At 63.6% G+C, this 2814-nt stretch carries 3 protein-coding genes; all 3 read right to left on the reverse strand.

From position 1 onward, the window contains the following. Window positions 1-4: 4 nt before the first annotated feature. Complete coding sequence (locus OBACDRAFT_RS15705; RefSeq protein WP_232767221.1) at window positions 5-1453, reverse strand: hypothetical protein; 1449 nt, start codon at window positions 1451-1453, stop codon at window positions 5-7. Window positions 1454-1519: 66 nt separating this feature from the next. Then, a complete protein-coding gene (gene thiD, locus OBACDRAFT_RS15710; protein WP_043587225.1) occupies window positions 1520-2347 on the reverse strand; it encodes a bifunctional hydroxymethylpyrimidine kinase/phosphomethylpyrimidine kinase in 828 nt (275 codons plus the stop codon). Window positions 2348-2358: 11 nt separating this feature from the next. Next, a partial coding sequence (locus OBACDRAFT_RS15715) for a thiamine phosphate synthase (RefSeq protein WP_043587227.1) occupies window positions 2359-2814 on the reverse strand: 456 nt, incomplete at its 5' end.

Here is a 2814-nt window from a genome sequence, read left to right on the forward strand (position 1 = left end):
GGGCTTAGCGTTTGTCTGGTTCTGGGCCGATGACGAGGCGGGTGGGGCGGGTGGGGGAGGGGCGAAATTCGGATTCGATGATGTAGCCGGTGCCGTTCGATGTAGTGGTGGGAGTGATACGGAAGGATTTTTGAGTGATAGGGTCGATTACGTCAGTGGGTGGTTTGCCTGTGGCGGCAGCAGCAAGGGCGGCAGTGAGTTGGGCGGAACGGATTTTTTCGTAGGCAGCGGTTCGCTGAAGAGACCCCATATCCATCGTTAGAGTTTTTGCAGCGAGGCTGAGGCGTTCGTAGAGAGCGGTGCTGTTGGCAAAATCGAAGTCGTCAAAACTGGCAGTGAGGGCGTCGTAGTAATCCATGATTTCTTGGGTAACCGTCACCCATTGGAACAGGGTTTGGGGCAAATCTTCAGGATGTTTTCCGGGGAGAAATTCCAGCATTTTTCGCAAGGGATGGTCTTCGGGCAGTGTGACGCGGATAGTGTCGAGATCGACGAGTTTGCGGCCTTCAAGCTGGAGTTGGACGAGGCGGCCTTCGTAGGAGAGAAGGGCTTGGTGGCGTTTGAGATCAACGCTGACAAGGCGGACGCCGTGGCGGGTCTGGCCGGTTTGTATCCAAAAATTCAGGTCAGTGGTTTCGAGGCTGATGGAAACGGTTTTGCCGTCGTTGAGCAGGCCGGCCATGCGCAGTGTCCGGGCGGTGAGGCCGCTTTCGGGAGCGGGGGCGAGCGCGACGAGGTCGAGAATCTGGTTGAGTATGGATTCGGGGATTAGTTTCTCGTTCTGGAAACAGGCGGCCCAGTCGCCGCCGTCGGGGAAGGTGGCTATGCGTCGTTGGAGTTCGGATACGGCGTCGGATGGCAGGTCGGGAAGGCGGCGGGCAATCCAATTGGTGACGATGCCGTCGAGGGCGCTTTGGGTGAGGCGGGAGATGAGAAAGTTGTTTGCCCCGGCATGGCGGGCAACGGCAAGCGTGTCGGCGGCAAGGGTGATGGCAGCTTGGGGATCGGTTGCGACGAGTTGGTCGGCTTGGGCGAGCGCGATGTAGCTGAGGCGGCGCATGTCGCCAACGTGGCTGAAGATGATGTTTTCCGGTTTCTGATTCATGTCGATGCCCCAGTCCACGGTCGGCATCTGCGCGCCCGCTCGGAGGGCTTGGGTGATGGCTTGAACAGCAGCGGTGGTTTCGGGCGTGGCGGTGGCTTGCGCAAGGGAGGGGAGGGGAGGGGTGTCATCGGTGGGATTGCGCGTGGCGGGCGAGACTTGCGCATAACTGGCGTCGTGAAGTCGGGTGCGTTGTTCCTTTGGCAGTGCCTCCCATGCGGCGATGGCGGCAGCGTAGGGGTTGCTGGCAGGGAGTGCTTGCTTGGTTGGCGCGGCAGCGTTCACCACGCCGGCAAGGGCGAGGCTGACAAGTGAGAGATGGACGAGGCGGGGAAAAAAGCAGTGGGTCATGGAAAGGAGATTAGATCGGAGTGAACGCCAGCCCTCACATGAAAAATGAGCGGCCAATGGGTTTGGTTATTTGTCCATGTCTGGTTTGCGCGGCTGTTGCCAGAGCGAGTGGAAGTGGTGGACGGGGCCGTGGCCGTGGCCGATGTCGAGTTGGTCGGCGGCGGCAATGGCGCGGGTGATGTAATGCTTGGCGGCGCGAATGGCGTCGATCGGGTCGGCGTGGCGGGGGAGGAGCGCGGCAATGGCGGCAGAAAGGGTGCAGCCGGTGCCGTGGGTGTTGCGCGTGGCGGTGCGGGGGGCGCGGAGTTCGTGCTGGGTGGTGCCGTCGTCAACGATGTCGATGCTTTCGGGGCCGTCGAGGTGTCCGCCTTTGAGCATGACGATGCGTGGGCCGAGGTGGTGGAGGGCGCGGGCGGCGTGTCGCATTTCGTCGAGGGAGGAGGGGGGGGGGGTGTTAAGGAGAACTGCGGCTTCAGGGAGGTTGGGCGTGAGGACTTCGGCGAGGGGCAGGATTTTTTCGCGGAGGGCGGCAATGGCTTCGCGGGCGAGGAGGTGGTGTCCGCTTTTGGCGACCATGACGGGATCGACCACGAGGCGGCGCACGTCGTGGCGGCGCAGTCCGTCGGCCACGGTGGCAATGGTGGCGGCGTCGCCGAGCATGCCGAGTTTGGCGGCGTCGATGCGGACGTCGGCAAAGAGGGTGTCGAGTTGTTGCGTGATGAACTCAACTGGTACGGCTTGCACGCCAGTGACGCCTTGGGTATTTTGCGCGGTGAGCGCGGCAATGACGCCTGCGCCATAGGCTCCGAGCGCGGAGAAGGTCTTTATGTCGGCGAGGACGCCCGCGCCGCCCGAGGGATCGACGCCGGCAATGGTGAGAACGTTGGGAATCATACGAGAAAAATTTAGCGTTGTGGTGTGTTGGTCGCGGTGGCGGCTGCGCGGAGCGCGCGGGCGGCGGCGGTGGGATCGGGCGTGGCGGAGAGCGCGGAGACCACGGCGATGCCAGCGGCTCCGGCGGCAAAGAGGGCGGGGGTGTTGGCGAGCGTGATGCCGCCGATGGCGATGACAGGGAGCGGCGCGGCGTCGGTTGTCATGCGAGCGAAGAGTGGGAGGCCGAGTGCGGGGGCGGCGTCGGCTTTGGAACCGGTCGGGTAAACGGGGCCGATGCCGAGGTAGTCAACAATGGCGGCGGCGGCAGGGGAGGGGGGGAGGGGAAGTTGCGAGGGGTGGGTGATCGAGAGGCCGAGGAGCTTGCGCGGACCGAGCAGGCGGCGGGCAATGTTGACGGGCAGGTCGTTCTGGCCGACGTGCGCGCCATCGGCATCGACGGCGAGCGCGAGGTCGATGTGGTCATTGAT

The sequence above is a fragment of the Geminisphaera colitermitum TAV2 genome, from assembly GCF_000171235.2.
GTDB lineage: Bacteria > Verrucomicrobiota > Verrucomicrobiia > Opitutales > Opitutaceae > Geminisphaera > Geminisphaera colitermitum.